Origin of the sequence: Actinomadura formosensis (assembly GCF_050948385.1) — a bacterium.
In the GTDB taxonomy this organism is placed as follows: Bacteria; Actinomycetota; Actinomycetes; order Streptosporangiales; family Streptosporangiaceae; genus Spirillospora; species Spirillospora formosensis.
The window spans coordinates 7,162,974-7,189,167 of sequence record NZ_CP192011.1 but is presented as its reverse complement, the minus strand read 5'-3'; the positions used below and the strand labels follow the sequence as shown (position 1 = coordinate 7,189,167).

Genomic DNA, 26,194 nt, shown 5'->3' with positions numbered 1-26,194 from the left:
GGGATGTCATAGACTCTGAGCAGACCCCTCGCATGGCGTCATCCTGTGAACCTCCCCAGGGCCGGAAGGCAGCAAGGATAAGCAGGCTCTGGCGGGTGTGCGGGGGGTCCTTTTCGCTTGTGACGCTCTGCTTCTGAGGAGGGCGGGCCCCGATGAGTCTGGCGCTGTACCGCAAGTACCGGCCAGCGACGTTCGCCGAGTTGAAGGGGCAGGAGCACGTCGCGGAGCCGTTGCAGCAGGCACTGCGCAACGGCCGGATCAACCACGCGTACCTGTTCAGCGGTCCGCGCGGCTGCGGCAAGACGTCCAGCGCCCGCATCCTCGCCCGCTCGCTGAACTGCGAGCAGGGGCCGACTCCCGACCCGTGCGGCAAGTGCGACTCGTGTGTCGCGCTCGGACCGTCCGGGACGGGGCACATCGACGTCATCGAGATCGACGCCGCCTCTCACGGTGGTGTCGACGATGCCCGCGACCTGCGGGAACGCGCCTTCTTCGCGCCGGTTGCGGCGCGCTTCAAGGTGTACATCATCGACGAGGCGCACATGGTGACCCGCGAGGGCTTCAACGCGCTGCTGAAGCTCGTCGAGGAGCCGCCGCCGCACCTGAAGTTCGTGTTCGCGACCACCGAGCCGGAGAAGGTCATCGGGACGATCCGGTCCCGGACCCACCACTACCCGTTCCGGCTGATCCCGCCGGGTGTGCTGCAGGAGCTCGTGGAGGAGATCCTGCGGAGCGAGAACGTCCCCTACGAGGCTTCCGCGCTGCCGCTGGCGGTGCGGGCGGGCGCGGGCTCCGCCCGTGACACGCTGTCGATCCTGGACCAGCTGCTCGCCGGGTCGGACGAGAAGGGCATCACCTACGCGCGGGCCGTCTCGCTGCTCGGCTACACCGACTCCGCCCTGCTGGACGAGGTTATCGCCGCCTTCGCGGCCCGCGACGGTGCCGCCGTCTTCGCCGCGGTCGACCGGGTCGTGGAGAGCGGGCAGGACCCGCGCCGGTTCACCGCCGACCTGCTGGAGCGCGTCCGGGACCTGGTGATCCTGTCGAACGTCCCGGAGGCCGGCGGGACGGGGCTGCTGAACGTCCCGCCGGACGAACTGGAGGCGATGCGGCGCCAGGCGTCCTCGATGGGGCCGGGCGAACTGACCCGTGCCGCCGACCTGCTGCACACCGGCCTCACCGAGATGCGCGGCGCCACGTCCCCCCGGCTGCTGCTGGAACTGATCTGCGCCCGCATCCTGCTGCCGGCGGCCTACGAGGACGAGGCGTCGATGTTCGCCCGCCTGGACCGCCTGGAACGCCAGGCCACCCAAGGCGGCTTCGCGAGCGTCCAGCCCCCGGCGGGCGGCATGGCCCCGGCTTTCGCCCCGCCTGCCCAAGCGGCACCGCCGCAGGCGCGGCAGGGCCCCGAAGGACAGGGACCCCGCAGTTCCCAACCGGCCGGAGACCACTCCCCGCCCGCCCAGGGGGGCGACCCCACTTCTAGTGTCAACCCCGGCCCGTCCCCGGCACCGCAAGAACAGAGTTCTGTGGATAACCGCCGCAGCACACCCCGCGGCGGCCCTCCCCGGAGCTCGTCCGGCACCGCGCCGGCCGGCCCGAGCGCCAGTCCACCCGCGCCCACCGCAGGCGCTGCGGGCGGGGCCGAGTTCTCCACCATCCAGCGGCTTTGGCCGGACGTCGTCGAGGCCGTGAAGCAGAAGAGCCGCGCCACCTGGATGACCATCATGTCCGGGGTGCAGCCGGTGTCGCTGGACGGCAAGGTCCTGACCCTGGGCTTCGACGCTGAGGGACGCCGCCTGGGCTTCGTCAACGGCGGCCGTGACACCGTCCTGCGCGAGGTCTTCAAGGAGCGGATGGGCGTCGACTGGCGCATCGAAACCGTCGTCGGCGGACGACCCACGAGCGGTCACGGCCCGACCGGTGGCGGCGGCCGGCAGGGCCCCGGGGGCGGCTTCGGCTCCGCACCGGCCTCCGGCTTCGGATCCGCCGGATCGCAGCCGCAGACCTCATCACCCCCGGCCGCCCGTCCGAGCGCATCGAATCCCGGCTCACGCCCGGCGAACGGTGAGAACTCCGTCCGGCAGGCGGACCCGGGCCCGATGCCGCCGCCCCCGGACGAGCCCCCACCGCCCCCTGAGCCCGCGCCGGTGGACGAAAGCGACGAAGTAGACCCGGAAAGCGACGCGGACGCGGACGGCACCGAGGCCGAGATGAACGGCATGGCCCTCATCCAGCGCGAACTCGGCGGCCAGGTCATCCGCGAGATCGACAACTCGAACCCTTAGCCGCACCGGGTCCGGCGGCGCCGCCGCGCGGCGACACGGCGGTCCCTACCGCGTGTCGGGGAGCATGCGGTGTTTGAGCAGGCCCTCCACCTGCTCCGCCGCCGCTTCGGTGTCGTGCAGGGCCCCAGGTAGCCGCGCCGCCCGCGCCGGGCGTCGTGGTATCCCAACCCCCGCCCTGAACGGGCAGGGCGCTTACGGCGAGACCGGCGTGGAAGCATCGGCGCCGTGATGGGCGTACTTACCGTGTCCTGGTGGAAACCCGTAGGCTCGGGGGACGGACGTCCGGTGGCTGGCGGAGCGCCAGGGAGAAGGCCCTCGGGGGCCGGAAGAGGGAGTGCACCGTGGAACCCGGTGGTCAGTTGAACATGCAGGAACTGCTGCAGCAGGCGCAGGCCATGCAGCAGCAGCTTTTCAACGCGCAGCGTGAGCTCGCGGAGGCCGAGGTGAAGGGGACCGCCGGCGGCGGGCTCGTCACCGCGACGGTCAACGGGCAGGGCGAGGTCACGGGGCTGTCGATCGACCCGAAGGCCATCGACGCCGACGACCCGGCCGACACGGCGGAGACCATCGCCGATCTCGTCCTGGCCGCGATCCGGGACGCCGCGCGCGAGGTGCAGGAGCTTCAGCAGGAGAAGATGGGGCCGCTCGCCCAGGGGCTCGGCGGTGGAGGCGGCGGCATCCCCGGCGGCTTCCCCGGGCTCGGCGGCGGCCAGGGCGCCTGAGCGCGGGCGACGAGGAAAGGAGGGTCCGTTGTACGAAGGGGTGGTCCAGAACCTCATCGACGAGCTGGGCAGGCTGCCCGGAGTCGGCCCCAAGAGCGCGCAGCGGATCGCCTTCCACCTGCTCGCCGCCGATCCGGCCGACGTCGAACGGCTCGGGAAGGCGCTCAAGGAGGTCAAGGACAAGGTCCGCTTCTGCAAGACGTGCGGCAACGTCGCGGAAGAAGAGGAGTGCCGGATCTGCCGGGACGCCCGCCGTGACCCGCACATCATCTGTGTCGTGGAGGAATCCAAGGACGTCGTCGCGATCGAGAAGACCCGCGAATTCCGCGGCCGCTACCACGTCCTCGGCGGCGCGATCAGCCCGATCGAGGGCGTCGGCCCGGACGATCTGCGCATCCGCGAGCTGATGCAGCGGCTCGCGGACGGGGCGGTGACCGAGCTGATCCTCGCCACCGACCCCAACCTGGAGGGCGAGGCGACGGCGACGTACCTCGCCCGGCTCGTCAAACCGATGGGCCTCACCGTCACCCGTCTGGCCAGCGGCCTGCCGGTGGGTGGCGACCTCGAATACGCAGACGAGGTGACGCTGGGCCGCGCATTCGAAGGACGGAGGCTGCTCGATGTCTGACACCAACAGCCCGCAGGACTGGAACGCCCTCGCAGAACGCGTGGCGTGCCACGTCGACAACTACCTGAACGGACTGGAGGCGGTCGCCCGCGGCGACGGCGGCAAGCACACGATCCCGCTGCTCCTCCTCGAAGTGTCGCAGGTCATCCTGGCCGGCGCGCAGCTCGGTGCCAGCGCCGACGTGATCCTCCCCGACAACTGGGAGCCGGAGGTCGGGGACGACCCCGACCTCGACTCCATCCGGCAGGGCCTCGCCGAGCGTCTCGAAGCCCTGGACGAGTACGCCGAGGTCTTCGACCCCTACAAGGACTCCGAGGTCACGTCCTACCGCCTGTCGGACGACCTGGTCGATGTCGCCAGTGACCTCGTCCACGGGCTGCGTCACTACAACCAGGACCGCCCCCTTGAGGCCCTCTGGTGGTGGCAGTACTCCTACTTCAACCACTGGGGCAACCACGCCGGGGCGGCGCTTCGCGCCCTGCACGCCTTCGTCGCCAACGCCCGCCTGGACGTCGCCCCCCAGGCCGCGAGGGCCTAGCGAACGGGCTTGACCCGTTCGTCACCGTCCCGGCGCACGACTCCGCGTCGCCGGGGAGCCCCGGCTCCGCGGACTCGGGTTCATTCGTCCGGCGTGCCGGGAGTCACCGTGGCGTCCAGGGCCCATGCGATCAGCTCGGCCGCCTTCTCGGCGTCCGGCCCGATCTGCCCGCCGTCCCCGGAACCCCACGCGTACTGCTCAAGGTCGGCGTCCCAGACGACGGTCGCCGTCTGCCCCCGGTATCCGACGTGCAGCGCGTCGCCGTCCGGGCGGGCCGCGGACATCTGCGGGGCACGGCGCCGCAGCGTCGCGTACAGGGAGTCCAGCGGTCCCCTGCGCACCCGCGGCAGCTCATCGAACGCGGCCATCAACTCTCCCATCAGCTCGGTCACCACGGCGCATGCCCCGGCCGGGTCATGGCAGGGGACGCAACGGGTCCCCGATGGACGCCACGAACCGGGGCACCCGCCCCCTGCTTTTACGTAGACGCCTTGCCTCACCGCCGGGTGGTCCGCCGAGCAGATCTCCAGCACCGCCTGCGGTGTCCCATACCGGCCGCGGCACCCCACCCCGGCCGCCACCAGCACATCGGCGAATCGCGCGAGAGCCATCGGGACGCGCGGGGCTGCCCGCGATGACAACCCCAACGAACCCGCAGGCCCACAGAAAAGGCGAGCACCGATCCGAGATGATCTAGATGTACTGCCCGAGGGGTGGTGATGTGGCTGGCGGGGGTTGTCCGCCCAGGGCTAATTCGATTGCCAAGGGGGGAGGGTGGGGCGGAGCATGCGGGGGTGCGGTATTCGATCAATATTCCGAATTTCGGGGACTTCGCGGACCCGCGGACGGTGGCGCGGGTCGCGGTGGCGGCCGAGGAGGCCGGATGGGACGGGGTGTTCGTCTGGGATCACGTCGTCCATGCGAAGCGGAGCCGCAAGACGTTCGGTGATCCGTGGATGCTGCTGACGGCGGCGGCCCTGGCGACCAGCCGGATCAAGCTCGGCACCCTGGTCACGCCGGTGGCGCGGCGGCGGCCGCAGCAGCTGGCGCGGCAGGTCGCCACCCTGGACGCCCTCAGCGGCGGGCGGGTGATCTTCGGCGCGGGGCTCGGCGGGCCGATCGAGGACGAGTACGGGGCCTTCGGTGAGCCGACCGACCCGGTCCTGCTGGCCGAGCGCCTGGACGAGGGGCTCGACCTGCTCGCACGCTACTGGACCGGGGAGCCGGTGACCCATCACGGGCGCCACTACCAGGCGGAGGACGTGGCGTTGCTGCCCGCGACGGTGCAGCGTCCCCGCCCTCCGGTGTGGATCGCGGGGTTCTGGCCGAACCGGCGGCCGATGCGCAGGGCCGCGCGCTGGGACGGCGCCGTCCCGCTGTTCGGGCCGGGTTCGCACGGTCGTGCCCCGTCCAAGGAGGACGTTCAGGAGCTGGTCGCCTACATTCGCGGGCAGCGGGAGGAAGGGCCTTTCGAGATCGTCGTGGGCGGGGTCAGCCCCGCCGACGCCCGCGACCTGGTCGGCCCGCTCATGGACGCCGGCGCCACCTGGTGGGACGAGCGCCGGCTCATCGGCACCGAGGACAACGAGCGCCTCGACCCGGTGCTGCGCCGCATCGAGCAGGGCCCGCCGAACCTGTAGGGCTCCAACCTTGGTAGTTACCTGGTCGTGATCCATGGCGCCGGGCTCTGTAGACTCGTCGTCCGGAACGTCTGACCCCGATCCGAGGAGCGCCCACTCGTGGCTCTTGTCGTGCAGAAGTACGGTGGCTCCTCCGTCGCCGACGCCGAAGGCGTCAAGCGGGTCGCCCAGCGCATCGTCGCAACGAAGAAGGCGGGCAACGACGTGGTCGTCGTCGTGTCCGCGATGGGCGACACGACGGATGATCTCATCGATATGGCCAAGCAGGTGAGTCCCCTGCCGCCGGGCCGTGAGCTGGACATGCTGCTCACCGCGGGCGAGCGGATCTCCATGGCGCTGCTGGCCATGGCCATCGCGAACCTGGGCCATGAGGCCCGCTCGTTCACCGGCTCCCAGGCCGGTGTGATCACCGACGGCTCGCATGGGAAAGCGAAGATCATCGATGTGACGCCGGGCCGGATCCGGACCGCGCTGGACGAGGGCTCGATCTGCATCGTGGCCGGGTTCCAGGGCGTCTCGCAGGGCACCAAGGACATCACCACGCTCGGCCGCGGCGGGTCCGACACCACCGCGGTCGCGCTGGCCGCCGCGCTGGCCGCCGACGTCTGCGAGATCTACTCCGACGTCGACGGGGTCTTCACCGCCGACCCGCGCATCGTGCCCGCCGCCCGCAAGATCCCGAAGATCTCCTACGAGGAGATGCTGGAGATGGCGGCGAGCGGCGCGAAGATCCTGCATCTGCGCTGCGTGGAGTACGCGCGCCGCTACAACATTCCGATCCATGTGCGGTCCTCGTTCAGTCAGAAGGAGGGCACGTGGGTCGTCGACAGCAGCGAGATCGAAGGACAGGACATGGAGCAGGCGATCATCTCCGGGGTCGCGCACGACCGGAGCGAGGCCAAGATCACCGTGGTGGGAGTGCCGGACAAGGTCGGTGAGGCCGCCGCGATCTTCTCCGCGCTGTCCGACGCCGAGATCAACATCGACATGATCGTGCAGAACGTGTCGGCGGCGTCCACCGGGCGGACCGACATCTCGTTCACGCTGCCGGCCACCGACGGGCAGACCGCGCTGACCGCGCTGAACAAGCTGAAGGAGCGGATCGGGTTCGAGTCGCTCCGCTACGACGACCGGATCGGCAAGGTGTCGCTGATCGGCGCCGGGATGCGCTCGCACCCCGGGGTGACGGCCGCGCTGTTCGGCGCGATCGCCGAGGCCGGGGTCAACATCGAGATGATCTCCACCTCGGAGATCCGGATCTCGGTGGTCGTCGACCAGGACGACATCGACACCGCGGTCGCCGCCGCGCACCACGCGTTCGACCTGGACGCCGAGCAGGTCGAGGCCGTCGTCTACGGGGGCACCGGCCGCTGATGCCGCCGCGGGCCGCGCGGGCACGGGACGGCGACGCTCCCGCCCGCGCGGCCTTTCGCGTCCGCGGCGCTCTCCCCGTCCGGGAACCGCGTGCGGGCCGCGGTAGTTCTGATGGTGTGAGTGCGACGATGGGCCCTGCATCCGGGCTGCCGACCCTCGCGGTCGTCGGCGCCACCGGGGCGGTCGGGGCGGTGATGCTCGACCTGCTGTCCATCCGCCGGGACGTGTACGGGGAGGTCCGCCTCATCGGCTCGGAGCGCTCCGCCGGGCGGACGCTCCGGGTACGCGGTGAGCGGGCGGAGGCGGTGGCGCTCGCACCGGAGGTCTTCGAGGACGCCGACATCGCGGTGTTCGCCGTGCCGGACGAGGTCGCCGCCGCATGGGCCCCGGTCGCGGTGGAGCACGGCGCCGTCGCGGTCGACGGGTCCCGCGCGTTCCGGGCCGCCCCGGACGTCCCGCTCGTCGTCCCCGAGGTGAACCCCGAACGGGTGCGGGACCGTCCGCGCGGCATCGTCGCGGGCCCCGGATGCACGACGCTCTCGATGATCGTGGCGATCGGCGCGCTGCACGCCCGGTACGGGCTGCGTGAACTGGTCGTCGCGTCCTACCAGGCGGCGTCCGGGGCGGGGCGGCACGGCATCGACACCCTGCACGCGCAACTGGAGAAGGTCGGCGGGGACCGGGCGCTCGGCAACCGCGCGGGCGACATCCGCGGCGTCGTCGGCGACCTCGGCCCGTTCCCGGCGCCGCTGGCGTTGAACGTCGTGCCGTGGACGGGGACGCACGCGGACGGCGGCTGGACGTCCGACGAGGTCGGCATCCGGGACGAGATCCGCAAGGTCCTGGACCTGCCCGAGCTGCGGGTGTCGGCGACCTGCGTCCGGGTGCCGGTGATCACCGGGCATTCGATGGCCGTGCACGCGGTGTTCGAGGAGCGCGTCCACCAGCGGGACGCGCAGGAGATCCTCGCCCGCTCGCCCGGTGTCGTGCTGTGCGACAGCCCGGAGACGCACGAGTTCCCGACCCCGTCCGACGTCGCGGGCACCGACCCGACCTGGGCCGGCCGTGTCCGCCGCTCACTGGACGACCCGTGCGCCCTGGAGCTGTTCCTGTCCGGCGACAACCTCCGCAAGGGCGCCGCCTTGAACACCGCCCAGATAGCCGAACTCCTCGCCGCCGAACGAACCGGCTGATCACGCGGGGTCGCGCCGGAGGGCGGTTCATGCCATGAGCAGGACGTCGCACACGGGCTTTAGGGTGGCATGCGTGACCGAGACGAAGGCCGGCAAGTCCGAGCAGACGCGGGCCGTGATCGTCGAGACGGCGCTGCGCCTGTTCCGGGAGCGCGGATACGAGGCGACGACGATGCGGGCGATCGCCAAGGAGGCGGGCGTCTCGGTCGGCAACGCCTACTACTACTTCGGGTCCAAGGAAGAGCTGATCCAGGCCTATTACGACGAGTTGCAGGACGAGCACGTCGCCGCGTGCCGGGCCGTCCTCGACACCGAGACGGAGTTCGCGGCCCGGCTGCGGGGCGTCCTGAAGGCCCGGGTCGACACGATGGTCCCGTATCACGAGTTCGCCGGGAAGTTCTTCAAGTTCGCCGCCGAGCCGACCAGCCCGCTCAACCCGTTCAGCGCCGAGTCCGGCCCGGCCCGCGAGTCGGCGGTCGCGATCTACCGCGAGGTCGTGGAGGGTTCCGACCTGAAGATCGACGGCGAGTTCCGCGCCGAACTGCCCGAACTGCTGTGGATCTATTCGATGGGCGTTGTCCTGTACTGGGTCCACGACAGCTCGCCGGGCTGCCGGAAGACCTACCTGCTGGTCGAGCGGACGGTCCCGCTCGTCAACCGCATGGTGGCGATGTCGCGCCTGCCGGGCTTCAAGTCGGTGACCCGCGAGCTGGTGGGGATCATCCGCGAGGTCCGCGCCTGACGGGTGCGCACGCCCCGGCAGGGGGCGATCTTGGGAACCCCGGGGACGGGCGTCCGCCCCCGGGGGAGTTCACGCCATGCCGAGATGCTTGCGGGCGAAGCCCATCTCGGCCGCCATCTGCTTGATCCGCTCCTCCACGACGAGGGACCCGTGGCCCGCGTCGTACCGGTACACCTCGTGCGGAAGCCCGAGTTCGGCGAGGCGCCCGAGGTAGTTGTCGATCTGCCGGATGGGGCAGCGCGGGTCGTTCTCCCCGGCCAGGATCAGCACCGGCACCTTGACCCGGGACACGTAGGTGATCGGGGACGACTCGCGGTAGCGGTCCGGGACCTCGTCCGGGGAGCCGCCGAACAGGGAGCGGTCGAACGCCTGCAGGCCCTCCATTTCGTCCTCGTACGCGGCGACATAGTCGGCGACGGGAACGGACGCGACCGCGACGCTCCAGTCGTCTGGCCGGGTGCCGATGCCGAGCAGCGTGAGGAACCCGCCCCACGAGCCGCCCGTCAGGACGAGCCGCGACGGGTCGGCGAGGCCCGACTCGACGGCCCAGTCGCGGACGGCCTTGATGTCCTCCAGTTCGGTGAGCCCGACGCGCCCCTCAAGGGCGTCACGCCACTGCGACCCGTATCCGGTGGACCCCCGGTAGTTGACGCGGATGACCGCGAATCCGTGGTCGACCCAGGCGGCGGCCGCTGGCGCGAACGAGTCGTCGTCCTGCGCGGTCGGCCCGCCGTGGACGTCGAAGACCGTCGGGTGGGGGCGGTCGCCGGCCGGCCGGCTCACCAGCGCGTGGATACGGCCGGCCGGGCCGTCCACCCACACGTCCTCGACCGGGACGGACGGCGGCGCGGCCGGACCGGGCGGGGTGAGCACGATCGCGCCGGACGTGGACCTGATCACCGGCGGCTCGGCGGCGGACGACCACGAGAACTCCACCGTCCCGTCCGGCCGGACGGCCGCCCCGCCGATCACCCCGCGCGGCGTGTCGATCCTGGTCAGCGCGCCGTCGCCCAGGTCGTACCGGTACAGCTCGTCGCGCGCCTCGTGCGAGTGGGAGATCAGCAGCGCCGTCCCGTCGGGGTACCAGTCGGCGCCGATCTCGCCGGGCAGGTCGAGGACGATCTCGTGCTCGGTTCCGGCGACGGGATCCCAGATCAGCATCTCGTCCCGGCCGCGCCGCTCGTGATTGACCAGGAGCCGCGAATCCCCTTCGACCGGGGCGAATCCGGCGCCGTAGACGCCCTTGCCGGGCCCGTCCCACAGGTCCGCGACCGTGGAGCCGTCCGGGCGCAGCACGCGCAACGCCATGTGCCGGCTGTCGCCGTGCTCACTGTGCCCTATGGCGATGAGGGTCTCGTCCCGCGAAAGGGCGGCGACGTGCGCGTCCTCCGCGTGGTGATAGAGCACCTCTGGCTCCGACTCGGGCGGGCACAGGTGAATCGTGTTGCCCTGGTCGGTCGTCCGTCCGATGACGGCGAGACCACTGCGCCCCAGGGACAGCCCAGACGGATACGACGGTTCCAGCCCGGGGACGGCCGGAACGCTCTCCTTCCCATCGAACGGGACACGGTTCCAGACACCGAACTCGTCTCCGTCCGTGTCCGCGAACCACCACACCCACTCGCCGGACGGGGCGATGGTTCCCGCCCATGTCCCGTTGGGACGATCGGTCACCTGCCGCTGTGCACCGGTTTCCCGGTCCCACGCGTAGATCTCCCACGTCCCGGTCACGTTCGACCGGTAGATGCTGCGGTGCGGGGCGTCACGCGCCCACCGGGGCAGGCTCATCCGGGCGGCCCGGAAACGCGCCTTCCAGCGCTCGTCGTCGACCATGCCCCCAGTATCGCGGCCCCGCGGTATCCCTCCGGACGGTGCTCAGGGGGTGGCCAGCCGGCCGAGCAGCCGGTCGATCGTGGCACGGACCTGGCGGTCCATGGCCCGCGCGAACCCCGCCTCGACCGTCACCTGTGCCCCCGGACGCAGCCGGGCGAGCGTCTCGGTGAGCTCCCCGAGGTCCCGGTCGTCGATGTTCTGCACGACATGCGTGGTGATCAGCCGGATGAACATCGCGGCGAGCTCGTCCATGCCGCGCTGGAGTTCCCGGCCGGCCGACAGCACCGCGTCCAGCGGCACCCCGGCCCGGACGAGCGCCACCGTCGCGTCCAGCTGGCGGCGGCTCCAGTGGGTGACGTAGTCGCCGTCCACCTCGATGTGGCCGAGGGCGACGGCCCGCTCAAGGGCCTCGGGGCCGACCTCGCCGGGGAACAGCGCCGCCAGCTCGGCCAGCGTCATCGTGACCGGGACTTCGTTCGACCACGGCGTGGTGACCGCCTTCTCGACGCCGAGGACGGCGGCGATGTCGCGCCCCTGCTCCCACGCCGACAGCAGCTCGCGGATGCCCTCCAGGGTGTGCCCGCGGTCGAGCAGGTTCCCGATCACGCGGAGGCGGGCGAGATGGTCCTCGCGGTAGAGGCCGATGCGTCCCTCGCGGCGGGGCGGCGGGAGCAGCTTGCGCTCCTGGTAGTAACGCAGCGTCCGCACGGGAACGCCGGCGGCCTTCGCGAGTTCGCCGATGCGGTACTCGCGGCCCGCGCCGCCGGGATGGTCCTGCGTCGGCTCTTCGCTCACGGGCGCCAGCATAGTTCGCGGCCGGAGACGGTCACCTGCCCTTTCGGCGGGCAGGGGAACGGCAACCGGATCGCGGACGTCTGACCTGGGTTGACACCGGCAGAGAAAGGCCGAACATGCCGAAGACCCGTCCCGCCGCACTCGCGCTGACCGTCCTGGTCGCCGCGTTCGGATTGACCGCGTGCGGCGGTCAGGACCGCTGGTGCGAGCACGACGCGACCGACACCAAGGTGAGCGACCGCTACTGCGAGAAGAACACGCCCGGTTACGAGTGGGAGACGAGCGGCGGCCACGGCCACAAGTCCAAGCACAAGAAGACCAAGATCAAGTCCAAGTCCAAGTCGCGGCACTGACCGGGCCGTACCGGGCTATGGGGCACGCCGGGCGGTCCTGGCTCTGCGTTGCCGGTGCCTGCGCGGTTCGTTCGTGAGCCGTGAGGCCTGGGACGCCTCGGCGGCGATCAGGTCGCGAAGCGAACGGGGAAGGATGTCCTCGCGCCGGTCGATGAACGGTGAGCGCATGGGATTCTCCCTGGTCAGTCGGGTGTGCCAAGGTCGGGGTAGGCCGCGGACACGGTGCTGAGCGCCCAGCGCATCCGGGTGCGGTAGGTCTCCGGGTGGTCGCCGGCCTCCTGGGCGACGAGGGCGACGCAGACGGAGCGGTCCCCGCCGCAGGCGCAGATCCGGGCGCGGATCGCGGCGCGGACCTGCTCGGCGGAGGGGCGGTCGGACTCCTGCAGCCCGCAGCAGAACAGGATCTCGGCCAGATCGGACGTGCTCATCGAGGTGAGGGTCGGCGTCTTCGCCATCGTGTGCCTTCTTCCCGCGGAGGGGCCTCGTTCCCCTGCTGCTGGATATGACTCTCCCTGTTGGGCGAATCAATCGCTATAGAGGAAAACCCGTAACCGCGGTGGGGTCATTCCCCCGGTCCTCTGCTCCGGTCCGTGAACCCGGCCGCGAGGGCCGTCCGGAACGCCCGCACGGCCGGGTGGCCGCCGCCTCCCCGGCGGGCCGCGGTGAACAGGCGGCGGACCCGGTGCCCGGCCGGCAGCCGGACGACCGGGACCGTCGGCGGGCGGCCCGCCCACACGAGCCCCGGCAGCAGCGCGGCGGCGTGGCCGTGTTCGACGAGCCGCAGGTGGAGCAGCAGGTCGGTGGACTCGAACCGCACGTCCGGCTCGAACCCGGCCTCGCGGCACAGCCGCGTCGCCCACCGCCGGGACGCGGTGCCCTCCGGCTCCATCACCCACGCGCCGCCCGCCAGGCTCCGCAGGCCGGCGCCCGGGATGCCCGCCGGAACCGCCGTGCCCGCCGGAACCGCCGTGCCCGCCGGAACCGCGAGGCGGATCTCGTCCTCGCCCAGTTCCGCGTACTCGACTCCCGCCGGCCGCGGCCCGGGCCCGCCCGGATACTCCTCGGTGATCACGAGGTCGAAGTCCCGCGCGAGCAGGGCGGGGAGCGCGCTCTCCGGCTCCCGCTGGGTGATCTCGATCCGCAGCCGCGGATGGGCGTCGCGGAGCCGGGTGAGCGCGTCCGGGACGAGCGTGAGCGCGGCGGTCTGGAACGCGCCCACCCGCAGCACCCCCGCGATGCCCTCCAGGGACGCCGCGAGCTCGGCCTCCGCGCGTTCGAGCCGTTCCAGCACCGCCTCGGTGTGCGCGACGAGGATCTCGGCCTGCGCGGTCAGCCGGACCCGGCGCCCCACCGGCTCCAGCAGCGGCACCCCGGCCTCCTTCTCCAGGACGGACAGCTGCTGCGAGATCGACGACGGGCTGTACGACAGGGCCTCGGCGACGGCGGCGAGCGTCCCGCGATGCTTCAGCTCGCGCAGCAGGCGCAGCCGGTGCAGATCCAGCATGCTTCCCCAATCATCGGCTGAACTGACGATTATCGCTCGGAAACATTCGCTGGACCGATCGAAGGCCGCTGCGGAAGTGTGGCGTCCATGGTCCGCTGGTTCGCCCGTCCGGCCGCCCGCGCCTGGACGTGCCCTCCCGTCCCGCCCGGCGTCGCCGCCTTCCACCGCACGCTCCCCGGTTACGCCCCGACGCCGCTCGTGGAACTGCCGTCCCTGGCCGCCGAACTGGGGGTGCGGCGGGTGCTGGTGAAGGACGAGTCGTCCCGGCTCGGGCTCCCCGCCTTCAAGATCCTCGGTGCCTCGTGGGGGATCCACCGGGCGCTCTCGGACGCCCGCGAGGCGACCGGCGTCCGGCTCGTCACGGCGACCGACGGCAACCACGGGCGCGCGGTCGCGGCGACGGCCCGCCTGCTGGGCCTCAAGGCCGACGTCTACGTCCCGTACGGTGTCCACCCCGCCGCCATGGCCGCGATCAAGGCGGAGGGCGCCGGCCTGACCGAGGTCCCGGGCCCCTACGACGAGGCCGTGCGCCGCGCGGCCGAGGCGGCGGACGCCGACCCTTCGGCTCTCCTCGTCCAGGACACCGCCTGGCCCGGCTACGAACGCGTCCCGCAGTGGATCGTGGAGGGCTACTCCACCCTCTTCACCGAGATCGACGTCCAACTGGCCGAGGCGGGCGCCGCCCCAGCGGGCCTGGTGGCCGTTCCCGTGGGCGTGGGCTCGCTGGCCCAGGCGGCGGTGACCCATTACAGGTCTGGAGGGTGTGCTCCCACCGTGCTCTCCGTGGAACCCGATGCCGCTCCCTGCCTGTTGACGAGCCTCCACCAAGACAGGCTTCAGACCATTGAGACGGGCTCGACCACCATGGCGGGCCTCAACTGCGCCACCCCCTCCACCTTGGCTTGGCCCGTCCTCCGCTCCGGCTTGGACGCGGCAGTGGCAGTGACCGATGCCGATACGGCCCGTGCTGCGAAGGACCTGTCGGCTCTGGGCATATCCGCCGGCCCTTGCGGTGCCGCCTCCCTGGCAGGCGTCCGTGCCGCCCTGGCCCACCGCCCGTCCTTGGCTCCTGCCCACACCGTTGTACTGCTGAACACAGAAGGCCGAGCAGCCAACCCGTCCTTGACCTGAGGAAAGTTACCGCTCGGTCGCGATCCGCTGTACGCGTCGGTAACATACCCCTACCGCATCCGCGCGGATTGATCTACTCTCGGCCAACACTCCCAGCTACCACTGGGAACGGGTTGCGAGGGGGCTCACGGTGGCAGGGACGGACGACGGCCCGGCGGCGGTTCTGCGGCGGTTCCTCGCCGAGCGCGCCGACGAGATCACCGCCGAGGTGGTCGGCGAGATCGCCGCCCGCGTCCCCGCCTACACGCATCTGCGGGCCGGCGACGTCTCCAACCTCGTCCGGGAGGCCATCGCCGTCTACTCGGGAGCCCGCGAGGCGAGCGCCGTGCTGCCGGTGTTCCGCGCGCTGGGCGCCGGCGAGGCCCTCGCCGGGCACGACATCCGGTACTTCGAGTGCGCGCTGCGCACCGCCGCCCGCGTCCTCGTCCGCCGGACGGCCAACGCCGCGGCCCGGCTCTACCCGCCGACGGCGGAATTCATCACGATCATGGAGATCGCGTTCACCGCCGAGGACGAACTCGTCGGCGCCGCGGTCGAAGGCCACCACCGGGCGGCGCGCCCCGGCGTGGCGCGTCTCCGCTACCCGCTGTTCAGCGACAACTAGCGCGGCGCGAGCGGCGGGCCATGGCCGGAACCGGGGAGCCGCCCGCCGCCTAACGGCCGCTCCGTTCCGCGAGGGCGCGCAGGTAGCGGGAGACCGGGCCCAGGGTGAGGAGGCCGCTGCCGGCGCCGGCCAGTTCACCGGCGGCCGGGGCGAGCGCGTCGTGGGCGCGTCGCATCGCCTCCCGGTCGTCCAGGGCGACGGCGGCGTGGGCGGTGAGGCACCAGAGCGCCTCGAACAGCAGGTCACGGGGCGGATCGGGGGCGTCTCGCAACGCCTTGGCGGCCTCGGCCCGCCGGCCGCGCGCCAGCGACACCAGGGGCCGTGCCCAGGGCTCGTAAGGCCCCCAGTCCGCGGGGCCGGTCTGCGCCGGGCGCCCGTCTCGCACGCGCAGGCAGAGGGACGCCAGCGGCACGAGGCCCGCTTCGAGACCGGGCATGCCGCAGCCGTCGAGCCGGGCGGCGGCGTCCCGGTAGGCGGCCTCGACCTCGGCCGCCGCCCGGCCGGACGCGGCGAGCCGCATCGCCCGGTACCAGGCGGTGAACACCCCCACCAGCGGACGTTCGTGGCGTTCCGCCAAGCGGTCCGCGGCCCGCGCGTGCCCGTCGGCCGCGCCGAAGTCGGCGAGCGCGCCGCGCGCCTGGAGCCGGATGAGGTGCCCGAGCACCTCGTAATTCACCAGATCATGCCGGGCGGACAGCCCGACCAGTTCGGCCCCGACCTCGTCCCGCCGGGCAGCCAGCCCGGCGCGGTCGAAGGACTGCATGAACACGCCGTTGAGCGCGAACGCCAGCAGCCTCGGATCGTCCAGCTCGCGGGCGATCCGCTCCGCCTCGCGGGCCGCCTGCCGTGCCCGCTTCGTCCCGGTGCCGCGCGACTCCAGGGCGATCGTGGCCAGCAGCCGCGCCCGCGCCGTCTCGCGCCCCGGCGGAAGCGCGGCCAATGCCCGCTCGGCCGCCGCCGCGACCTGGGCGGCCTGGTGCGGATCGTCGGACCGCGTCCAGATCGCCGGGACGTCGTAGGCGCCGATCACCCGGGCGGTGAGTTCCGCGTCGCCGAGTTCCTCGGCCGCCGCGATCGCCGCCATGCGCTGCCCGCGCGCCGCCTCCAGGCCCCCGCCGCCGGTCACCGCGAGGTTCCGCAGGATGCCGACCGTCGACTCCAGCCGCGACCGCGCCTCCGCCGCCACGGTGCGGTCATAGGTCTCGGCTGCTTGCGCCCACACTCGCGAGGCCGCGTCCAGGTGATCGGCCTGGCGGAGGATGTCCTCCTCTAGGCGACGCAACTCCGGGCCTGGATCGACCCCCAGTTGCTCTACCAGCAGCGTGCGTGCTCGCCGGAGGACCGCCAGCGCGTCCCCTTGACGGCCGGTGCGGTAGAGGGCGAGTGCCAGCAGGCGCCAGCCCTCCTCACGCCACGGATGCTCGGCGACGTGCGCGTCCAGATCCGGCACCGCGTCGGCGGCGAGGCCCAGTGCCAGCCGCGCCTCCGCCCGGCGCTCGACCGCCCGCAGCCGCAGCTCCGCCAGCCGGGCACGTTCCGCACGCGCCCACGGCTCGCCGGCGAACTCGGCGTAGGCGGGTCCGCGCCACCGGCCGAGCGCCTCGTCCAGCGCCGTGAGCAGCTCGGCCGCCGGACGCGTCGCGGTCACGGCCCGCTCGAACCACCAGGCGTCGACGCCGTCCGGTCCGGGACGCAGCGCATACCCCGGCCCCTCGGTGACCAGCAGCCGGGGCGGCGTCCGGGGCGGACGATCGGGCTCCAGGACGCGCCGCAACGCCGCCACGAAGGTGCGCACGGCCCCGACCCCGTCCGAAGGCGGATCCATCCACAGGTCGTCCACCAGCAGCGACACCGGCACGACGCGTCCACGCGCGATGATCAGCCGGGCCGGCACGGCACGATGGCGCGGCCCTTTCAAGGGGATCACGTTCCCGGAGCCGTCCCAGGCCGTGACCGGCCCCAGCACCCCGAACAGGACGTCCACCCCGCCACGCTATAGCGCGCTCATCGGATGCTCATTCACGCGCGGCAGCCTTGGAGCCATGACAAGCATCCCTGGATTCGACTACAAGCGCGTCCCTGTCGCCGAAGGCGTGTCCCTCAACGTGGCCGTCGGCGGTTCGGGCTCTCCGATCGTCCTACTGCACGGCTTCCCGCAGACCCACCTGATGTGGCGGCACGTCGCCGAGGACCTGGCCGCCGACCGCACCGTCATCTGCCCGGACCTCAGAGGATACGGAGCGAGCGACAAGCCCGATGGGGACTACTCCAAGCGCACCATGGCCTCCGACATAGTCGCCCTGGCCCAGGCCCTCGGTCACGAACGGTTCGCCCTGGCCGGCCATGACCGCGGAGCCCTCGTCGCCTTCCGCGCCGGCCTCGACCATCCCGACACCATCACCCACCTGGCCTGCCTCGACGTCCTGCCGACCCTGGACATGTGGGACGTCATGCACGGCACCACCGCCGCCGTCGGATTCCACCTCTACCTGATGGCCCAGCCGCCCGGCCTGCCCGAACAGATGATCGCCGGCGCCTCGGACGCGTTCTTCGGCCATTTCCTCGACCTGTGGGCGAACGACCCGTCCGCCGTCCCGCCCGACGTCCGCGCCGCCTACCTGGACGCCTGCCGGGAGGCGATCCCCTCGATCGTCGCCGACTACCGCGCGTCCGCCGGCATCGACGTCGAACACGACCGGGCCGACCGCGACGCGGGCAACCGGCTGCGGATGCCCGTCACCGTCCTCCAGCAGGACTGGGGCGCCGCCCTCGGCTACGACGCCGCCGCGCTCTGGCGCGCCTGGGCGCCCGACCTGACCCACGAAACCGTGACCTGCGGCCACTTCATGGCCGAAGAGGCCCCCGCCGAGATCGGCAAGGCCCTCCGAACCCTGCTGGCCCGCTAGGAGACCCGGCCGACCGCACCGTACGCGGGTCATCGGCAGGGACGCGGTACCGCTTGGCGCGGGCCAGTATGCCTACCAGGGTGGGCCGCCCTGCGTCGCCGCCCACACCCACACATAGATGATGAACGCGGTCGCCAGCAGCCCGAGAAGCAACTCCCAGTTGAGCGGCGCGCTCTGCCCCCGTCTACGTGCCATGCCCCTCGTCCGTTCGTCCGGCGCACTCGTCGCTTCCTCACATAGCCGGACGACCCCCCGCTAACCCCACCGAACGGCAAACCTCACCCGCTCAGGTGCTACCGGCGGGACGTACCCACGCCCCTCCGCGCGGCATGATTTCGGTCAGGTCCACGTGAGCGTCCACTTGCCGTCGGCGTGGACGGTGATCAGCACGGTGTCGCCTGGCAGCGACACCTCCCCCGAGTAGCGGCCTATCTCGTTGACCAGATTCTCGGCGCTGTCCTCGGTGTAGGAGTCCACGATGAAGTTGGAATCGCCCCGGTGGGTGAGTTTCATCGTGCTGAATCCGTAGGACGGGTCCGCGAACCGCAGAACGTCATCGCCCTTGCCGGTGATGCGTTCACCGTCCCAGAGCCGTGCGTCCGACGGCGGCTTGAGACGCAAGGTCCAAGCCCCGTCAGCCTTGATCTTCAGTGCTCTGGTGTTGCTGTCCGCTTCGTCGTTGAACAACACCGTGCCCTTGTAACCGCCGATGACGTTGACCAGGACGTCGCTCTCGTCCCCAGAGGGATCGAGGGCCGAAACGATGAAGTTGCTGCTGCCCGTGTGCGTGAATGCGGCCAGCCATGCCTCGTCACCGTCCTTGATGCGCACGATCTTGTCGCCACGTCCGCGGTATTTCTGCGGCTTGACCGAATGCGGGCTGGGTGTCGTGCTGTCAGCGGTGTTGGTGGAGGGGATCTCTGACGGAGGGGCCAGGCCCTTGTGCACGGCAGCCGGACGCTCGCACGCGGCGAGCGACAACACCAGACCAGCCATGACCAGGGCAAGAGCAGGCTTCATGAGATCTCCCCGTTGATGGCACCAGGCGCCGATCTCATGACGAGCCCGGTTGACTGCAATCAGAAGACCATGGATTGAAGATTGAGTCAACACGTATGGATGGGTTGATTGAGTTAACAAGACGGGCGGGGCGCATCTGGGATGCGCCCCGCCCGCCTCACAGTCTCGGGGTCAGCTCTTCACGAGCCGGGCGATGGCGCTGAGCATCACCGTGTCCGTGGTGCGCCACCATCGCCGACCTCGGGCTTACGTCGACCAGACCAGGCCCTTGGCGCTTCCGTCCGTGATCCGGCCCGTCTTGGAGCCGTACTGGACGATCTGGAACCGGACCCGGTAACCCTTCGGCACCATGTCCGCCGCGACGTTGTAATGGAGGAACGCCGCGCCGTTGCTGGCGACGTACTCGGCGAGCGGGCCCGTCGCGATGTCGCTGCCGGATTCGGCGTGCTCGATCACGCGCGCCTGCAGTTCCGTGCCGGGCGCGAGCCCCTCGATCTGGACGTTCGCGGTGAGGGCGTAGCGGGCGGGACCGATGATGAACGACGGTCCGCCCTTGTCCCAATGGTGATGCGCCGAGTCGGCGTACTCCTTGCCCCAGTTGACCGTGACCCATTCTCCGGGCGGAAGATCCTGCCTCGCGTTCATCCCGACGGACACGTAATCCGGCATGTCGTCGTCCTCCTTCTCCTTCTCCGCGGGCATCCCGGCCCGCACCCACGCGTACAACTGGTCGCCGGGGCAGCTCGTCGCGTACACGTCCCGATGCCCGAGCTTCGCCAGATTCCGCCCGGCGCGCCGGCACGCCTCGTCATAGAGCGCGCGAATGGACCGGGTGGCCGCCGGAGTGGCGTCCCCGTCCTGTCCGATCATGCAGACGCCGATGCCGGACGTGTTGTGCCCCGGCGCGTGCGCTCCGACGACCAGCCAGCCACGTCCCGCGTAGATCCGGCCGTGGACGTCGACGAGGAAGTTGTATCCGATGTCGGACCAGCCGCGCGTGCCCATGTGAAAGTCCTGGATGGACCGCACCGACTGCGTGGTGGGACCTTCGGAGTAGTGCACGATGAACTCGGTGCGCCGCCCCCACGTGACCGTCGAGCGGGACCGCGGGCGACGCGCGCCCCACTCCGCCCGGCTGATGATGTTCACGGTCGGCCTCCCAACGACACTCAACGTGACCGCAAAGCGTAGGTGGGCCCCGCCCGTTCTTCACCCCGAACGGGCTAATTGAAGCCCAAGTCACTTCGGGACCCGGCTTTACCCGTCCGGATCTCGCCCAATCAACCCCCAGGTCCGACCACGGGAGCCGAGGGCGACCGCACGTCCACGGGATGGTGGAGGGCGCGTACTCGGCCCACCCCAGATCATTCCGGGCAGAATTCAAACCTTGATCCTTTCTGAGGCCTTCGACTGTCGCCCAAAAATGCCAACTTGTGGACGACCGAAATCATCCAAAAATGCCGATCATTAGCTGTGCGAATTCTCGATCTACATTCATCAGTGCAGGTCACGGCCATGATCTCGATTCCTTGACTCTTTGATCAAATCAATTGGGACTTTTGTCCCTTTAAATGATCTAAAGAGCGGGCATTATGTAATGGGGTGATCAAAATGCACGAAGCATTACGCGCCGCACACATCACACGGCGCATCTCGGCACACCTGCTGAGGAACACGGCCATCGCGGCGGGCCTGGCCGGCCTCGCCGCCCCGCTCATGGCGGCATCCGGCGACGCGGCGGCCGCCGATCCGGCCCCGCGCTCGACCGTCGGACTCGCCATCGACGCCACCGGCACGGGGTTCGGCTTCTACCGCGGCGTGGACGACGCGGTGTACATGCGCACCTTCTACGACGCGACCGGCTGGTCCGGGCAAACCCGCATCGGCGGCCAGACCTACGGCGCTCCGGCCGCGGCCGTCGCGGGCAGCACGGTCGTCGTCGCCGTCCGAGGCGTCGACGACGCGATCTGGGTGCGCATGATGCACAACGGCACCTGGGGCTCCTGGACGAGCTGGGGCGGAAGGCTGAACTCCGCACCGGCGGTCGCCGGCGGAAGCGACGGACGCATCGACGTGTTCGCCCGCGGCGTGGACAACGCGCTGTGGACCCGCGCACTCCCCGCCGGTGGAACGCTCCAGCCGTGGACGAGCCTGGGCGGGCAGATCTCCACCGCACCGGCCGCGGTAACGATCCAGGACGGCCACATCGAGATCGCCGCAGCCGGAATGGACCACGCGGTATGGCTGAAGTCGACCTCCGGCCCGTGGACCTCCATCGGCGGCCTCACCTACAGTCCCCCGGCCCTCGCCTACATACCGCAGAGCAACGGCGTGTTCGCCCTCGTCCGCGGCACCGACGACGCCCTCTGGGTGAACGGCCTCGCCGGAGCCCCCACCGGCTGGGAGAGCATAGGCGGCAGGCTCATCGACGGCCCCACCGCCGCCGGAACCCGCGAACCGAGGCCCTACGCGATCGCCGCCGTCCGCGGCGTCGACCAGGCCATCTGGACCACCACCTACCCGACCCAAAGCGGCGGATGGTCTTCCTTCACCCGCGCCTGGCCCGTCGCATAGGCCACCACTCCGACACAAGAGGCCGTCTTCAAGGGAAACCTGAAGACGGCCTCTCGGACGAGGAAGCGATCACCGGAAACATCAAGTGCGCACGGATCGCCTGCGAGGTCTGACCTTGGTCAGCGATGGGAGAGCCGGAAGGCGCCGACGAGTGCGCTCAGCCCGGCGACGACGGTGAGAACGGTGGGTGCGGGCGGTAGCAGGAGCGCGGCGGCGGTGAGGACGGCGCAGATGCCCGCCACGGCCAAGGGCAGGAGGTGGCGCCGAAGCCCACCGGAGGCGTCCTCGACGAGGAGGAACCCGAGAAGTCCCAGCCCGATGACCGCAGCCGCGGGGACACCGGGGTCCCCTACCGCGCAAAGAACGATGACGGCCATGGCAAGGCCCATCACGGCGGCGGACCTGATGCGGGGGATCACGAGTGCCGTCCGCGGATCGGGTGTCCGAAGGCGCCGGCGGCCGCGTCGAGCGAGCCCGCGGGCGACCAGGGCACCACGGGGATGCCGAGGTCGGCGAGCCCGGCCAGCAGCGCCCGCCGGTCCAGGCGCCACAGCCGCAGCGACAGGTCGGTGGTCGCGTCGCGCTCGCCCGCCGGCGGTTCCCGGTCCAGGGTGTCGATGACGACGACCGGGTTGCCGCGGCGCCGCAGGTCCTGGACGGTCTGCACGGCCGGTCGTCCAGCAGGGGTGAGAACACGATGACCAGGGCGCCCGGCGGCAGCGCCGACCGCGGAACCCGGACGATGTCGGACGCGACGCCGTGCGGGTTCCGGACGTCCATGACGGCTTCGGCGAGGCGGTGGAAGTGAAGCCCGCCCTGCCCCGGTGCCAGCCAGCGCAGGACCCCGCCGAATGCGACGATCCCGACCCGGTCGCCGGCCCGCAGGTAGGCCGTCGCCATCGCCGCCGCGCCGCGCATGCCGCGATCCAGGGTGCCGCGTCCCCGCGCGCCGAGGTCGGTGAACGTGTCCACGGCGAGGACGATCTCGGCCTGCCGCTGATCGGCCCACGTGGTGACGTGCGGCCGTCCGCGCGCCCCGCTGGCCTTCCAGTTCAGGTCCCTCACCCGGTCGCCGGGCAGGTAGGGGCGGATCCCGGCGAACTCCACCCCCGATCCGGCGGTGCGGGCGACATGCTCGCCGAGCCGGCGCGGCAGGTCCAGCGTGGTGATCCGCGGCCGGACGGGAGGCCCGGCGGGGAACACCTTGATCTCGCCGAGCGCGAGCACCACCCGGGCCTGGCCGGTGCGGTAGCGGCTGCGGCAGTCGACGACCACCCGGGGAAGGGGATGGCGGCCCCAGCATCCGGCCGACAGGACGACCGTGACCTCCGCGGATGCGGCCGACCGGTCCCGGGCGGTGATCTCGGCCGTGAACACCGAGGAGTGATCCAGCGTGATCGCGATCTCGTCCAGCGCCCCGTCGACCCGCGCGGTGACGGTGATCTCGACGGGTTCGCCTTCGAAGCAGCGCCGCGGATGGTCGGTGACCCGCACGGTGAGGCCGCGCGGGCGCCGCGCGGCGCGTCCGGCGGCCAGCACCCCGACGGGCGGCGCGGCCAGCAGCAGCAGGTCCGGCCGGGACAGCAGCAGCGCCGCGAGGCCGGCCAGCAGGGCGACCGTGGCGAGCCGGTGGGCGAGCGGCGCGGGGCGCCAGTCGAGCCGGTGCCCGCTCATGTGGCGCGGCCCGGCACGGGGGTGATCCCGCGCGGCACCGGGACCTGTTCGAGCACCTCGGTGACCAGGTCCTCACCGGTGACCTGCCGGACCCACATCTCCGGCTGGAGGACGAGCCGGTGCGCGAGCGCCGGAACCGCGACGGCCTTGACGTCCTCCGGGAGCACGTGATCGCGGTCGGCGAGCAGCGCGCGGGCCCGCGCGACCTGGACGACGCCGAGCGTCGCCCGCGAACTCGCGCCGACCGTCACTTTGGCGTGTGCGCGGGTGGCGGCCGAAATCGCGACCGCATACCGGACGATCCCGTCATCGACGTGCACTTCCTCCACCCGGTCCCGCATGGCCAGCACCTGCTCCGGGCCCGCCAGAGCGCGCAGGGACGGCGCGGCGGCGCCCCGCGACAGCCGCCGGTTGATCATCTCGCTCTCCTCGCCGGAGGTGAGGTAACCGAGCCTGATCCGCAATGCGAACCGGTCGAGCTGGGCTTCGGGCAGGGGGTAGGTGCCCTCGTACTCGATCGGGTTGTCGGTGGCCAGGACGATGAAGGGCCGCGGCAGCGGACGGCTCTCCCCGTCCGCGCTGACCTGCCGTTCCTCCATGGCCTCCAAGAGCGCGGCCTGCGTTTTCGGCGGCGTCCGGTTGATCTCGTCGGCCAGCAGCAGCTGGGTGAACACCGGCCCGGGACGGAACTTCACGTCCGACGTCCGCGGGTCGTAGACCGTGCCGCCCGTCAGGTCGGCGGGCAGCATGTCCGGGGTGAACTGGACGCGCGCGAAGTCCAGGCCGAGGACGGTCGCGAACGCCCGTGCCATCAGCGTCTTACCGAGACCGGGCAGATCCTCGATCAGCACGTGCCCGGACGCGAGGATGCCCGTCAGCACCAGTTCGAGCGCGTCCCGCTTGCCGACCACCGCCCTCTCGATCTCACCGAGGACGGCCCGGCACAGCGCCGCCGCGTCGGCGGGGGACCGGATGTTCGCGTCGTCGTTCAAGGCCACAGTTCCTCCAGACGGATCGCGACGGCGTGCAGCGTGGCCGAGTCCGGGCCGGGCACGAAGGTGTCCCCGGACGCGGGACGGCCGGGGTCGAGGAGCGGCCACAGTTCCTCGCCGAGGAGTTCCCTCGCCCGTTCGGGCTCGCGGGACAGGTCGATGCCGTGCCCGTCGGCCAGGGCGACGGCGAGAAGACGGGTGAGCAGCGGCCGGGCGGTCGAGTCGTAGTGCCGGGCCGACACCTGCGACCAGGACACCGCCCTGTTGATACGCCAGTAGGACGAGAACTGCTGAAGATCGTCCGTACCGCGCGTCTCCTCTCCCGCAACGGCTTCCAGGGCCGGCAGCGCGGCCGGAACCGCGGCGCGGGCCGCGAGCAGACCGAGGACGGTCAACCCGGCGGCCAGCAGGACGACAGCGGGCGTACCAGCGACGAGATAACCCGCGACCAGCGCGAACCCGGCCGCCAAGACCCGCGCCACGGCCCTCACGCCCGGCTCCTGGCACGCAACGACTCCAGCGCGGCCAGCGCCTCGGCCCGGTGCCGCTCGGTCACCGGATGGACGCTGTAGCGCGCCTCCCTGAACAACTGCGTCAGCGTGGCCGCCGCGTCCAACCCCGCCAATCCCGCACCGGAGGCCCGGGCCAGCACCTCACCTGGGGTGTCGCTGCTCCGCGGGGCGGCTCCCGCCTCCGCCAGCACGCTCTCCATCACCGTGTAGCAGGCGACCACGGCCGCGCGAGGGTCGCCGGTAGAGCGCAGCACCAGGCTGCCGGCCGCCGCCGCCTCATCAAAAGCGGCCGGTCGCGGCGGGACCGGTGAGGGAACCGGCGGTGCCCCGCGCGGCCGACGTCCGGCAACGCTCCAGACCACCGCGCTGACCCCCAGGACGACGAGGGCGGCCAAGAGGATCATCCAGCCGCCCGTCCAGGACGATTCCTCCCGCCCCGGCAGCGGCGGCAGCAATGTCGGATCCGGCTCCGACGGCACCGGCTCCAACGGTGAAGGCGACGGTGTCGGCAGGGGGAACGGCTCTCCCGTCCCCGGAACCCTGACCGCCGTCACCAGCAGCATCGCCAGCGGCACCCCGAGAATCAGGAACACATAGCCCGCCGACAGCCACCTTCTCCACCGGCTCCCGACCGGATCGGCCCCGGCGCCCCGCCGTCCCGCGACCATCAGCACGACCGCGAGCGCCTCCACCACCGCGAACCCGGCCAGGTTCGCCCCCGGCGGCCGATGCGCGGACGGCCACGCCCAGAGCCCGGCCAGCGCCCGCAGCCCGATCGCCCCCATGGCCAGGAGCAAGGCGGCAGCGCACACTTTTCTCATTTCCTGCGCAGCCGGGAGCTGATTGGGCCGCATACCGGCATTGTGCTCCGCCCACGCTCCCCTTGATCAAGTTTGGCCGTTCCCGGCCATGACACCGCGAGACGTGCACACCACTGACAGGCCAGCACACGCGAACGTAAGGACAAGCTCCGTAGGCGACTTTCCGGTCACCAAATCAGTGTGATTGCTGATAGGGAATCAACATTTTTGTAGAACCGAGTTGCTGCTCCTCTCCGAGTAAGACATGACAACAGCCTCGGAAGCGATATTGAACGTCACAACACGCTCATGATGCGTGCAGATTCAACCGCCTTCGACGACCGCGATGCTGAGGTGCCATGCTCACTCCA

26 protein-coding genes and 1 other RNA gene are annotated in these 26,194 nt (G+C 71.4%); 14 read left to right on the top strand and 13 right to left on the bottom strand.

The genetic code is table 11. The features are described from left to right. The first annotated feature begins 19 nt into the window (after positions 1-19). The 5 genes from ffs (at position 20) to ACQP1N_RS33775 (ending at position 4,176) form a co-directional block, all read left to right on the top strand. Positions 20-115: signal recognition particle sRNA small type (ffs, locus tag ACQP1N_RS33795), an RNA gene on the top strand. A 37-nt stretch (positions 116-152) separates the two neighbouring features. Further along, complete coding sequence (locus tag ACQP1N_RS33790) at positions 153-2,288, top strand: DNA polymerase III subunit gamma and tau (protein WP_433228318.1); 2,136 nt, start codon at positions 153-155, stop codon at positions 2,286-2,288. 341 nt (positions 2,289-2,629) lie between these two features. Continuing rightward, the gene (locus ACQP1N_RS33785; protein ID WP_084262409.1) at positions 2,630-3,010 is read left to right on the top strand and encodes a YbaB/EbfC family nucleoid-associated protein; all 381 of its coding nucleotides are present in this window, start codon (positions 2,630-2,632) and stop codon (positions 3,008-3,010) included. A 28-nt stretch (positions 3,011-3,038) separates the two neighbouring features. Next, positions 3,039-3,638, top strand: a complete 600-nt coding sequence (gene recR, locus ACQP1N_RS33780; protein WP_067793525.1) for a recombination mediator RecR — start codon at positions 3,039-3,041, stop codon at positions 3,636-3,638. Continuing rightward, positions 3,631-4,176, top strand: coding sequence for a DUF5063 domain-containing protein (locus ACQP1N_RS33775; RefSeq protein ID WP_067793526.1), 546 nt, complete (start codon positions 3,631-3,633; stop codon positions 4,174-4,176). Before recR ends, ACQP1N_RS33775 begins: the two co-directional genes overlap by 8 nt. Positions 4,177-4,256: 80 nt before the next feature. Here the strand turns inward: ACQP1N_RS33775 and ACQP1N_RS33770 are convergent, their stop codons facing one another. Next, complete coding sequence (locus ACQP1N_RS33770; RefSeq protein WP_131732378.1) at positions 4,257-4,544, bottom strand: hypothetical protein; 288 nt, start codon at positions 4,542-4,544, stop codon at positions 4,257-4,259. Between the two features lie 426 nt (positions 4,545-4,970). On the opposite strand from ACQP1N_RS33770, the gene ACQP1N_RS33765 reads away from it, so the two are divergent. The 4 genes from ACQP1N_RS33765 to ACQP1N_RS33750 all read left to right on the top strand — a co-directional run bounded on the left by ACQP1N_RS33765 (position 4,971) and on the right by ACQP1N_RS33750 (position 9,125). Next, a complete protein-coding gene (locus tag ACQP1N_RS33765; RefSeq protein ID WP_433228316.1) occupies positions 4,971-5,816 on the top strand; it encodes an LLM class flavin-dependent oxidoreductase in 846 nt (281 codons plus the stop codon). Between the two features lie 99 nt (positions 5,817-5,915). After that, a complete protein-coding gene (locus tag ACQP1N_RS33760) occupies positions 5,916-7,190 on the top strand; it encodes an aspartate kinase (protein WP_433228314.1) in 1,275 nt (424 codons plus the stop codon). A 128-nt stretch (positions 7,191-7,318) separates the two neighbouring features. After that, positions 7,319-8,383, top strand: a complete 1,065-nt coding sequence (locus tag ACQP1N_RS33755; protein ID WP_433228313.1) for an aspartate-semialdehyde dehydrogenase — start codon at positions 7,319-7,321, stop codon at positions 8,381-8,383. 73 nt (positions 8,384-8,456) lie between these two features. Then, on the top strand, positions 8,457-9,125 hold the full coding sequence (locus ACQP1N_RS33750; protein ID WP_131732377.1) for a TetR/AcrR family transcriptional regulator: 669 nt from the start codon (positions 8,457-8,459) through the stop codon (positions 9,123-9,125). 69 nt (positions 9,126-9,194) lie between these two features. Here ACQP1N_RS33750 and ACQP1N_RS33745 read toward each other — a convergent pair whose 3' ends face one another. Both ACQP1N_RS33745 and ACQP1N_RS33740 read right to left on the bottom strand, forming a co-directional pair. Then, positions 9,195-10,958, bottom strand: coding sequence for a prolyl oligopeptidase family serine peptidase (locus tag ACQP1N_RS33745; RefSeq protein WP_433228312.1), 1,764 nt, complete (start codon positions 10,956-10,958; stop codon positions 9,195-9,197). Positions 10,959-11,000: 42 nt separating this feature from the next. After that, positions 11,001-11,753, bottom strand: a complete 753-nt coding sequence (locus ACQP1N_RS33740) for a MerR family transcriptional regulator (RefSeq protein WP_242608601.1) — start codon at positions 11,751-11,753, stop codon at positions 11,001-11,003. A 116-nt stretch (positions 11,754-11,869) separates the two neighbouring features. Here ACQP1N_RS33740 and ACQP1N_RS33735 point away from each other — a divergent pair, with 116 nt between their 5' ends. After that, a complete protein-coding gene (locus ACQP1N_RS33735) occupies positions 11,870-12,106 on the top strand; it encodes a hypothetical protein (protein ID WP_067793534.1) in 237 nt (78 codons plus the stop codon). Positions 12,107-12,288: 182 nt separating this feature from the next. On the opposite strand, the gene ACQP1N_RS33730 is transcribed toward ACQP1N_RS33735, so the two are convergent. Continuing rightward, complete coding sequence (locus tag ACQP1N_RS33730; protein WP_433228310.1) at positions 12,289-12,561, bottom strand: hypothetical protein; 273 nt, start codon at positions 12,559-12,561, stop codon at positions 12,289-12,291. Between the two features lie 107 nt (positions 12,562-12,668). After that, complete coding sequence (locus tag ACQP1N_RS33725; RefSeq protein WP_433228309.1) at positions 12,669-13,610, bottom strand: LysR substrate-binding domain-containing protein; 942 nt, start codon at positions 13,608-13,610, stop codon at positions 12,669-12,671. Between the two features lie 87 nt (positions 13,611-13,697). Here ACQP1N_RS33725 and ACQP1N_RS33720 point away from each other — a divergent pair, with 87 nt between their 5' ends. Both ACQP1N_RS33720 and ACQP1N_RS33715 read left to right on the top strand, forming a co-directional pair. After that, complete coding sequence (locus ACQP1N_RS33720; RefSeq protein ID WP_433228307.1) at positions 13,698-14,741, top strand: pyridoxal-phosphate dependent enzyme; 1,044 nt, start codon at positions 13,698-13,700, stop codon at positions 14,739-14,741. Positions 14,742-14,871: 130 nt separating this feature from the next. Next, a complete protein-coding gene (locus tag ACQP1N_RS33715) occupies positions 14,872-15,345 on the top strand; it encodes a hypothetical protein (protein WP_067793537.1) in 474 nt (157 codons plus the stop codon). A gap of 49 nt (positions 15,346-15,394) precedes the next feature. Here ACQP1N_RS33715 and ACQP1N_RS33710 read toward each other — a convergent pair whose 3' ends face one another. After that, entirely contained in the window at positions 15,395-17,329 is a 1,935-nt protein-coding gene (locus ACQP1N_RS33710) for a BTAD domain-containing putative transcriptional regulator (RefSeq protein WP_433228306.1), read from the bottom strand. 58 nt (positions 17,330-17,387) lie between these two features. Between ACQP1N_RS33710 and ACQP1N_RS33705 the strand changes: the two genes are divergently transcribed. Then, on the top strand, positions 17,388-18,251 hold the full coding sequence (locus ACQP1N_RS33705) for an alpha/beta fold hydrolase (RefSeq protein ID WP_067793539.1): 864 nt from the start codon (positions 17,388-17,390) through the stop codon (positions 18,249-18,251). A 72-nt stretch (positions 18,252-18,323) separates the two neighbouring features. Here ACQP1N_RS33705 and ACQP1N_RS33700 read toward each other — a convergent pair whose 3' ends face one another. The 3 genes from ACQP1N_RS33700 to ACQP1N_RS33690 all read right to left on the bottom strand — a co-directional run bounded on the left by ACQP1N_RS33700 (position 18,324) and on the right by ACQP1N_RS33690 (position 20,420). Further along, a complete protein-coding gene (locus ACQP1N_RS33700) occupies positions 18,324-18,446 on the bottom strand; it encodes a hypothetical protein (RefSeq protein ID WP_255218773.1) in 123 nt (40 codons plus the stop codon). Positions 18,447-18,590: 144 nt separating this feature from the next. Further along, complete coding sequence (locus ACQP1N_RS33695; protein WP_433228304.1) at positions 18,591-19,271, bottom strand: hypothetical protein; 681 nt, start codon at positions 19,269-19,271, stop codon at positions 18,591-18,593. A 246-nt stretch (positions 19,272-19,517) separates the two neighbouring features. Continuing rightward, complete coding sequence (locus ACQP1N_RS33690) at positions 19,518-20,420, bottom strand: N-acetylmuramoyl-L-alanine amidase (RefSeq protein ID WP_433228303.1); 903 nt, start codon at positions 20,418-20,420, stop codon at positions 19,518-19,520. Between the two features lie 462 nt (positions 20,421-20,882). Here ACQP1N_RS33690 and ACQP1N_RS33685 point away from each other — a divergent pair, with 462 nt between their 5' ends. After that, positions 20,883-21,845 (top strand): hypothetical protein, encoded by a 963-nt coding sequence (locus ACQP1N_RS33685; protein ID WP_131732375.1) that lies wholly within the window; start codon positions 20,883-20,885, stop codon positions 21,843-21,845. 81 nt (positions 21,846-21,926) lie between these two features. On the opposite strand, the gene ACQP1N_RS33680 is transcribed toward ACQP1N_RS33685, so the two are convergent. From ACQP1N_RS33680 to ACQP1N_RS33665, 4 genes are read right to left on the bottom strand one after another with little or no spacing between them, the layout of a single operon-like run. After that, positions 21,927-23,519 carry a DUF58 domain-containing protein gene (locus tag ACQP1N_RS33680; protein WP_433228302.1) on the bottom strand — a complete coding sequence of 531 codons (1,593 nt, stop codon included), beginning with the start codon at positions 23,517-23,519 and terminating at the stop codon, positions 21,927-21,929. Continuing rightward, positions 23,516-24,517: an AAA family ATPase gene (locus ACQP1N_RS33675; protein WP_433228300.1), complete on the bottom strand. Its 1,002-nt coding sequence runs from the start codon at positions 24,515-24,517 to the stop codon at positions 23,516-23,518. The genes ACQP1N_RS33680 and ACQP1N_RS33675 overlap by 4 nt, the downstream gene beginning before the upstream one ends. Beyond that, positions 24,508-25,002: a hypothetical protein gene (locus tag ACQP1N_RS33670; protein WP_433228299.1), complete on the bottom strand. Its 495-nt coding sequence runs from the start codon at positions 25,000-25,002 to the stop codon at positions 24,508-24,510. The genes ACQP1N_RS33675 and ACQP1N_RS33670 overlap by 10 nt, the downstream gene beginning before the upstream one ends. Then, on the bottom strand, positions 24,999-25,820 hold the full coding sequence (locus ACQP1N_RS33665; RefSeq protein WP_433228297.1) for a DUF4129 domain-containing protein: 822 nt from the start codon (positions 25,818-25,820) through the stop codon (positions 24,999-25,001). The genes ACQP1N_RS33670 and ACQP1N_RS33665 overlap by 4 nt, the downstream gene beginning before the upstream one ends. Between the last annotated feature and the right edge of the window lie 374 nt (positions 25,821-26,194).

What these genes read in the sequence shown, in the direction of transcription:
- ACQP1N_RS33720 (WP_433228307.1), top strand. Translation starts at nt 13,698, where the DNA reads ATGGTCCGCTGGTTCGCCCGTCCGGCCGCCCGCGCCTGGACGTGCCCT.
- ACQP1N_RS33790 (WP_433228318.1), top strand. Translation starts at nt 153, where the DNA reads ATGAGTCTGGCGCTGTACCGCAAGTACCGGCCAGCGACGTTCGCCGAG.
- ACQP1N_RS33705 (WP_067793539.1), top strand. Translation starts at nt 17,388, where the DNA reads ATGACAAGCATCCCTGGATTCGACTACAAGCGCGTCCCTGTCGCCGAA.
- ACQP1N_RS33725 (WP_433228309.1), bottom strand. Translation starts at nt 13,610, where the DNA reads ATGCTGGATCTGCACCGGCTGCGCCTGCTGCGCGAGCTGAAGCATCGC.
- ACQP1N_RS33695 (WP_433228304.1), bottom strand. Translation starts at nt 19,271, where the DNA reads ATGAAGCCTGCTCTTGCCCTGGTCATGGCTGGTCTGGTGTTGTCGCTC.
- ACQP1N_RS33730 (WP_433228310.1), bottom strand. Translation starts at nt 12,561, where the DNA reads ATGGCGAAGACGCCGACCCTCACCTCGATGAGCACGTCCGATCTGGCC.
- ACQP1N_RS33680 (WP_433228302.1), bottom strand. Translation starts at nt 23,519, where the DNA reads ATGAGCGGGCACCGGCTCGACTGGCGCCCCGCGCCGCTCGCCCACCGG.
- ACQP1N_RS33775 (WP_067793526.1), top strand. Translation starts at nt 3,631, where the DNA reads ATGTCTGACACCAACAGCCCGCAGGACTGGAACGCCCTCGCAGAACGC.
- ACQP1N_RS33735 (WP_067793534.1), top strand. Translation starts at nt 11,870, where the DNA reads ATGCCGAAGACCCGTCCCGCCGCACTCGCGCTGACCGTCCTGGTCGCC.
- ACQP1N_RS33685 (WP_131732375.1), top strand. Translation starts at nt 20,883, where the DNA reads ATGCACGAAGCATTACGCGCCGCACACATCACACGGCGCATCTCGGCA.
- ACQP1N_RS33745 (WP_433228312.1), bottom strand. Translation starts at nt 10,958, where the DNA reads ATGGTCGACGACGAGCGCTGGAAGGCGCGTTTCCGGGCCGCCCGGATG.
- ACQP1N_RS33700 (WP_255218773.1), bottom strand. Translation starts at nt 18,446, where the DNA reads ATGGCACGTAGACGGGGGCAGAGCGCGCCGCTCAACTGGGAGTTGCTT.
- ACQP1N_RS33755 (WP_433228313.1), top strand. Translation starts at nt 7,319, where the DNA reads ATGGGCCCTGCATCCGGGCTGCCGACCCTCGCGGTCGTCGGCGCCACC.
- ACQP1N_RS33770 (WP_131732378.1), bottom strand. Translation starts at nt 4,544, where the DNA reads ATGGCCGCGTTCGATGAGCTGCCGCGGGTGCGCAGGGGACCGCTGGAC.